We start from the raw sequence: 7,765 nt of genomic DNA, 5'->3' as shown, positions 1-7,765 counted from the left end.
GTTTGATCTCAAAGGAAACCCATTGACTGGGTTCATATAAGTTACTGGCTATTCGGCACGCTGTTGAGTTCTCAAAGAACACGCGCACACCATCTCTTGTCGCTTTAGGCGACCCGATCCGGGGCGTTTGTTTGTATTCGGTGTTTCGTTTGTGCCTGAAGCTTAGCAACTCCGTTTTCGCTTTGTCAAATCGGCCGTTTCGGACCGTTTCGCTCAGCAGAAACTCGCTTCGCATTCAGTTTTCGTTGTGACCAGAGGCTATCCGAACCGCTTTTTCCTTGTCAAATCGGCCTCTTGGAGGAAACCGGCCCAGCAAGGAGCTGAGTTCATTTAGTTCTGGGAGTTCTTTCCGATCCGCCACTCTCACAGCCCATTGACGCACAGCGCGTAAGCCTTGAAAGTTTTGGTTCGGGGGCGGCCACAGACGCTACTCGGTTCGGAACGCGGAGTCAACCCCCGCTCGACCCGGTGTGGCTCGTGCGACTTGGAGAAAGTTACGCACCGCGCGTGCAGAAGTCAAATCGCCTGGTCAGCGGCCTGCCGAACGGGTACGGCGACCTCGGGACCGGGCTTCTTGGCCTGCACGGGCCGCGGTCGCAGCCAGAGCGTGATCGACCGGAGACCTTCCATGGCCGTCACGATCTGCTCGGGCAGCGCGGGCTGCCGCGTCGCCACGGGCACCAGGTCGTAGCCCCACATGCGGAACTCCTTGAGCACCGTCACGGGGTCGTCGCCGAATCCCTCGGTCGCCGACGCGGAGAACTCCAGGAACACGTGCGGCCGGTCCTTGCGCAGCAACCGGACGAGTCCCGCCAACGCGCGGTGCCCGCGACCGGGCGCGTCGACCCGGACCACCGAGAGGCTCATCCCCTGGAGCTGGGGCATTTCCTCCAGCTCCTTGTCCAACCGCGTGGCGCGGACGCGCGTCACCTCGGCGGGCGCGTCCTCCTCCAGCGGCTCGACCGAGATCCCGCCGGTCAGGGCGGGGTCGCCGCGCAGTTCTCCCGCGCTCTCCCACGCCGCCGCCTGCACCACGATCAACCGGTCGCCGATGTGGTCGGGCAGGTTCACCTCGACGTTGTGCCGGAGCAGCTCCATCGCCGCGCTCGACGGCTCGACCGCGACCACGGCCCCGCTGGTGCCGAGCCTGCTGAGCATCCGGACCGTCTGGTAGCCGATGTACGCGCCGACGTCGAGGAAGATGCCGTCCGGCTCGACCAGCGAGTCGATCAGCTCGGACAGCTCCGGCTCCCACACGCCGTTGCTGGACAGCAGCGGCAGCATGAAGGCGTCGTCGGCGGGCAGCCGCAGCAGGCCCACGTCCGACAGGACCAGCGAGCTGCGCACGTCCGGCTCGGTCTCGCTGTGCCGCTCGTGCTCGCGGACGACGACCCGGCGCAGCGCGTCCGCGGTCGACTGGGCCTGGCTGGCGGCGCGCACCCCGGCGTCGAGCCGGTGGTCGCGGTCGCGCAGGACCTCCACGACCTTGGACTCCAGCGTGTCGATCCGGTCCAGCGTCCGGTCCAGCGCGTGGGTCAGCTTGTCCAGCCGCGCGCCGAGCGCCTCGTTGTGCTTCGCGCGCTTGGTCGCCTCCCCCACGACGGCGTCCTCGATCTCGCGCAGCCGCCGGGTGTGGGCGGCCAGGTCGGCGCGGGTGCGGACGACGCTGTCGTCGGTGCCGACGAGCTGGTCGTTGAGGTGCGCCTGGCGTTCGGCGACCTGGTCGACCTCGGCGCGCACCACCTCCAGCTCGCCGAACCCGGCTCCCGCGCGGATGTCCTCCTGGCGGCGGACGAGTTCGCTCGCGGTGCGCTCGACCCCGTCGACCAGCGTCGTGAGGACCTCGCGCATGTGGTTGTCGTAGTGGTCCAGCACGCGCAGGACGACCTTGCGCAGCGCGGGCGCCATCGGGATGCGGCTCGCGCTGGTGGTGTCCGGCTGCCGGAGCAGCGCGTGCTTGGCCGAGTGCAACGCGCGCAGCGGGTCGACCTCGGCCGTGGGGTTCGCCGCCGAGCGGCGCGCGCGCCAGCCGCGGTAGGCGTGCTCGACGCGTTCGCGGAGCTGGTCGCCGACGCGGGCGAGCGAGCGGGTGTGCAGCAGGTGCTCGCGACCGGCCACGCCGATCGCGATGGCGGTCGGCAGGTCGTCGGCGAGGCTGCGGATCAGCTTCGAGGCGGCCTGCACGTCCGGTTCGGCCCCGCCCTGATGGCAGGGGACGAACACCGCGGAGTCCTTGTCGAACAGCTCCGCCACGGCGCCGTGGTCGCTGAGCAGCACCGGGACGCCGCGGACCGCGATCTCGGCGACCTGCCGGGCGATCCGGTCGCCCGCGCCGCCGCGGTGCAGGCTGATGAGGCAGTCGACGGTGTCCGGGACCGGTTCGTCCTCGGCCAGCACGATCCGCGGGTCCGCGGCCGTGGCCAGGCGGAGGCGTTCGGCGGCCTCGGGGTGGGCCGAGGCCCCGGTCACGGAGACGAGGAGCCGCACGTCGTTGCGGTCGGGGAACGCGCCGAGGAACGCCGAGACCGCGCCCAGCACGTTGCCCGCGCGGTCGACGGCGTGGTCGGCGAACGCGGCGAACACCACGTCTCCCCCGCTCTCGGGGGCTTCGCGCTCGCCGGGGTCGCGCACGGGCAGCGGCACGACCCGCACGACCGGTCCGCCGATGCGCTCGGCGGCGGCGCGGGTGCTCTCCGACGGCACCCACAGCTCCTGGGCGGTGTGCCGCTCCTGGTGGGCCCCGGCGTCGAGGCCGTAGTCGACGACGAACCGGTCGGCGGGCACGGTCTCCTCGCCGCCCGCGCGCACGACCACGGGGTAGACGGCGGTGGTGGACGTCGGCAGGCCGGAGGCGCGGGCGAGTTCCAGCACGAGCGCGGCGACCGGACCCTCCCCCAGCACGGACACGCCGAGCTGGTCGAGCAGGGCGGGCGCGACCGCGGCCGGTCCGGGCACGGCGGGCACCGGCAGGCGGCCGCTCGCGACGCCGACGCCCGCGCACCAGTCGCGGAACTCGGTGGCGTCCTCGCCGAACGGGTCGGGGTACTGCGCGCGCAGCGTTTCGTCAGCCCGCCACACCGCGGCGGACCAGCGGGTGCTGCCGCGCAGGTCGGGCACGGGCTCGCACGCCCACGCGAGGAACGCGGCCCCGCCGTCCTCGCCGAACGCGGGCGGCGGCGTGACGCTGCGGGAGGCTTCGCGGTAGTCGACGCGCAGGGCGTCCGGGATGAGGGTGCCGTCCACGAGCGCGCCGAAGCCGTACGGCACGGGCTGCACGGTGTAGCCGCGGGTCACGAGCTCGGCGCGGTAGGTCGTGCACAGGTCGGCGAGCAGCGGGTGCTCGGACAGCAGGGTGCGCGGGCGCTCGGCGAAGTCCGCGGACAGCAGCCACGGGCGCCTCGGGTCGAACCCGGCGAAGTGGACCGTCCGCAGCGGCGTGCCGAGGATGGTCATCACGCCGTCCTCGCCGCGGGACAGGTCGCGGTGGTTGGCGTTCCACACCGACAGGCCGATGGTCGAGTCGCGGAGCACGTGGTGGTTCACCAGCGCGGGGGCGGTGTCGAGCACGGCCTTCGTCGCGTCCGGCGTGCGGCGCAGCTGACCTGCGAGGTTGTGCAGGAACGGCTCGGCCCCCGGCGCGACCACGAGGAAACCGGGGTCGAAGACGCCGGTCTCCAGCAGTTCGGCCGGGTCGGGGCGCAGGCCGTCGTCGGGCAGCGGCCGCAGGGCGCGCGGCACCAGCACCAGCGGACCGCGCTTGACCGCGGCGAGCACCGGCTCGGTGACCGAGTCGAGGACCTGGACCCACGGGTCGAGGTACAGCACCGGCAGCTTCGACGCGAGCAGCGTCTCCAGCAGCCGGGGCCGCAGCACGGCGCACAGCTGGTCGGCCGTGCACGCGGTCGCCAGCTCGGCCAGCTCCGCCGGGTCGACGCCGAGGTCGGCGGGCGTGATGAGGCCCGGTCCCCGGTTCGACGCGGAGGCGTCCACCACGAGCGCGAGGAACTTCGCGTCCGGGTGCTTGGCCAGGAAGGAGCTGGAGAGCACCTTCACGGCGGGCAGTTCGGCGGCCGTGGCCACCGTGCACGCGATGAGGGCGGTCTCCGGCTCCGGCTCGATCAGGACACCTGTGGACGGCACTTCTGTCACAGTGTGCAAACCTAGCTTTTCCGGGCGTGCGCTGTGGACCGCCCACAGGGGTTTTTCGCTCACAAGACCGGCAACATGGAGCGCAGCTCGTAGGGCGTGACGCTGCGCCGGTAGGCGTCCCACTCGGTCCGCTTGTTGCGCAGGAAGAAGTCGTAGACGTGCTCGCCGAGCGCCTCGGGGAGCAGTTCCGAGTTCTCCATCTCGGTCAGCGCCTCGCCCAGGTTCTGCGGCAGGTTCGCGTACCCGGCGGCCCGGCGCTCGCGGTCGGTGAGCGACCACACGTCGTCCTCGGCGGGCGGCGGCAGCTCGTAGCCCTCCTGGATGCCCTTGAGGCCCGCGGCCAGGATCACCGAGTACGCCAGGTACGGGTTGCAGGCCGAGTCGAGCGACCGGATCTCCACTCGCCGCGACGCGGACTTGCCCGGCGAGTACATCGGCACGCGCACCAGCGCGGACCGGTTCGCGTGGCCCCAGCAGACGGCCGTGGGGGCCTCGCCGCCGACGATCAGCCGCTTGTAGGAGTTCACCCACTGGTTCGTCACGCCGGAGATCTCGCGGGCGTGCTTGAGCAGGCCCGCGACGAACGCCTTGCCGGTGTCCGACAGCTGGTAGGGGTCCTCGGCGTCGTAGAACGCGTTGCGGTCGCCCTCGAACAGGCTGACGTGCGTGTGCATCCCCGAACCGGGCTGGTCGGAGAACGGCTTGGGCATGAACGAGGCGCGCACCCCCTGGGTGATCGCGACCTCCTTCACCAGGTAGCGCAGCGTCATGACGTTGTCCGCCATGGTCAGGGCGTCGGCGTAGCGGAGGTCGATCTCCTGCTGGCCGGGCGCGCCCTCGTGGTGGCTGAACTCGACCGAGATGCCCATGGCCTCCAGCGCCTCGATGGCGTGGCGGCGGAAGTGCGTCGCGGTCTCGTGGCTGGTCTGGTCGAAGAACCCGCCGTTGTCCGCGGGCTCGGGCGGCGTCCCGTCCGAGGGGAGGCTCTTGAGCAGGAAGAACTCGATCTCGGGGTGGACGTAGCAGGTGAAGCCCATCTCGCTGGCCTTCGACAGCGTCCGCCGCAGCACGTGCCTCGGGTCGGCCCACGAGGGCGAGCCGTCGGGCATCGCGATGTCGCAGAACATCCGCGCGGAGTAGTTCTTGCCCTCCGGCGTCTGCCACGGCAGCACCTGGAACGTGCCCGGATCCGGCTTGGCGACCATGTCCGACTCGAAGACCCGCGCGAAACCCTCGATCGCGGAACCGTCGAAGCCGATGCCTTCGCTGAAGGCCCCTTCGAGCTCCGCGGGGGCCACGGCGACGGACTTGAGGAAGCCGAGAACGTCGGTGAACCAGAGCCGGACGAACCGGATGTCGCGTTCCTCGAGGGTGCGGAGCACGAACTCCTGCTGGCGGTCCATGTGCGCAGCCTATGTAAAGGCGGTTAAGGGCGCGTTGCGGGGCACTACGATCCCCCCATGTCCGCACGTCGCGCCCTCGTGGCGCCCCTGCTCGCACTCGTCACGCTGCTCGCGGCGTGCTCCTCCGGCGGCTCGGGCGAGCCGCTGCCGGACGGCAAGGAGGTGCTGGCCAAGTCGTCCTCGACGATGGCGCAGGTCAAGAGCACCCACTTCGTCATCAAGGTCGACGGGTCGCTGCCGCAGCTGGGCGTCCAGGGCGCCGAGGGCGACCTGAACAACGCGGGCGACGCGAAGGGCAAGGCGAAGACCGACCAGTTCGGTCAACTCCTGGAAGTCGACTTCGTGCTCTCCAAGGGCGACCTGTACATCAAGGGCCCCACCGGCGGCTTCCAGAAGCTGCCGGGCGTGCTGAAGAGCCAGGTGTACGACCCCACGGCGATCCTCGACCCGAAGCGCGGCGTCGCGGAGGTGCTGCGCAGCGCCAAGGACGTGAAGACGGAGAGCGTCGACGACAAGACGACCGTGGTCACCGGGACCGTGCCGAAGGACGTGGCCGCGTCGCTGGTGCCGGGCATCACCTCGGACGTGAAGTCCCGCTTCACCCTGGACAAGGCGAGCAACCGGCTCCAGGTCGCCCGGTTCGAGCTGGACGGCGGCTCGGTCGAGATCACGCTGTCCGACCTCGACAAGGCCGTCGAAGTCACCCCGCCGGCGTGAGCGGTCGGAGGCTGGCGATCGGCGCGGGCGCGGCCGCCGTTCTGCTGGGCGCGCTCGACGCGTACGTCGTGGTCGGCGTCCTGATCGACATGGTCCGCGACCTGGGCATCCCGGTGAACCACCTGGAGCAGGCGACGCCCGTGGTGACCGGATACCTGCTCGGGTACGTGGCCGGGATGCCGCTGCTCGGGCAGCTGTCGGACCGGTTCGGGCGGCGGATCGTGCTGCACGCCTGCCTGGCCGGGTTCGCCCTCGGGTCCGTGGTGACGGCGTTGGCCGACGACCTGCCGGTGCTGGTGGCGGGGCGGGTCGTGCAGGGGATCGCCGGTGGCGCGCTGCTGCCCGTGACGATGGCGCTGGTGGCGGACCTGTGGGAGTCGTCGCGGCGGTCGTCGGCGCTGGGCGTGGTCGGCGCGGCGCAGGAACTGGGGTCGGTGCTCGGGACGCTGTACGGCGTCGGGGTGGCGTCGCTGTTCAACGCGTGGTCGTTCTTCGAGTCCGTCGAGCCGCAGAGCTGGCGGTGGGTGTTCTGGGTGAACCTGCCGCTGGCGGTCGTGGCGATGGCGATCGTGCAGCGGACCGTTCCGGCTGGTCGGCGCACGGCGGTGCGGATCGACCTCGTGGGCGGCTTCTTGCTGGCCCTTGGTCTCGGGCTGCTGGTCGTGGGGCTGTACAACCCCGATCCGGAGCACGCGGTGCTGCCGTCGTGGGGGCTCCCGGTGATCGGGGCGGCCGTTGTCGTGCTGGTGGGGTTCGTGTTGTGGGAGCGCCGGTCGCCGGTGCGCCTGCTGGACCCGGCCGGGGTGCGGATGGGGCCGTTCCTGGCGTGCCTCGGGGTGTCGCTGTTCGCCGGGGCGGCGTTGATGGTGACTTTGGTGGACGTAGAGCTGTTCGCGCAGACGTTGCTGGGGCGGGATTCGGCTTCGGCGGCGACGTTGTTGGTGAGGTTCCTGGTGGCGTTGCCGATCGGGGCCGTCTTGGGCGGGGTGTTGGCGTCCCGTGTCGGGGATCGGTGGGTGTCGTTCGGCGGGCTGCTGGCGGCGGCTTGCGGGTACGTGCTGATCGCGCAGTGGCCCGCGGACGTGTCGGGTGTGGTGTTGACGCGGGATCTGGCCGTGGCGGGGTTGGGGCTCGGGGTGGTGATCGCGCCGGTGTCGGCCGCGGTGCTCCGGGTCGTGCCCGCCGCGCAGCACGGGGTGGCGTCGGCCGCCGTGGTGGTGGCGCGGATGACGGGGATGCTGATCGGGGTGGCCGCGCTGACCGCGTGGGGACTGCACCGGTTCCGCGAACTGACGGCGACGCTGAACACGCCACTGCCGTTCGGGGTGCCGCCGGAGGAGTACAAGCAGCAACTGGCGGCCTACCAGCGAGGACTGACCGACGCGCTGCTGACGGAGTACCACGAGATCTTCCTGATCACCGCCGTCCTGTGCGTGGTCGGGGCGGGCTTGTCCCTGCTGATGCCCAGCCGAGATCGGTCACTGTCCGTTCAGTAG

The 7,765-nt window shown here is 71.0% G+C and carries 4 protein-coding genes; 2 read left to right on the top strand and 2 right to left on the bottom strand.

The genetic code is table 11. From position 1 onward, the window contains the following. Nucleotides 1-516 precede the first annotated feature (516 nt). Nucleotides 517-4,149: an FkbM family methyltransferase gene (locus tag ACFWW9_RS33260; protein WP_390386099.1), complete on the bottom strand. Its 3,633-nt coding sequence runs from the start codon at nucleotides 4,147-4,149 to the stop codon at nucleotides 517-519. 59 nt (nucleotides 4,150-4,208) lie between these two features. Next, nucleotides 4,209-5,552 carry a glutamine synthetase family protein gene (locus ACFWW9_RS33255; protein WP_390386098.1) on the bottom strand — a complete coding sequence of 448 codons (1,344 nt, stop codon included), beginning with the start codon at nucleotides 5,550-5,552 and terminating at the stop codon, nucleotides 4,209-4,211. Nucleotides 5,553-5,609: 57 nt separating this feature from the next. Here ACFWW9_RS33255 and ACFWW9_RS33250 point away from each other — a divergent pair, with 57 nt between their 5' ends. Together ACFWW9_RS33250 and ACFWW9_RS33245 are read left to right on the top strand one after the other, a co-directional pair. Further along, on the top strand, nucleotides 5,610-6,269 hold the full coding sequence (locus ACFWW9_RS33250) for an LppX_LprAFG lipoprotein (RefSeq protein ID WP_390386097.1): 660 nt from the start codon (nucleotides 5,610-5,612) through the stop codon (nucleotides 6,267-6,269). Then, a complete protein-coding gene (locus tag ACFWW9_RS33245; RefSeq protein ID WP_390386096.1) occupies nucleotides 6,266-7,765 on the top strand; it encodes an MFS transporter in 1,500 nt (499 codons plus the stop codon). Before ACFWW9_RS33250 ends, ACFWW9_RS33245 begins: the two co-directional genes overlap by 4 nt.

This window comes from Umezawaea sp. NPDC059074, assembly GCF_042738955.1.
Taxonomy (GTDB): Bacteria; Actinomycetota; Actinomycetes; order Mycobacteriales; family Pseudonocardiaceae; genus Umezawaea.
The sequence above is the reverse complement of the archived record's forward strand: the minus strand, read 5'-3'. Positions and strand labels throughout refer to the sequence as shown.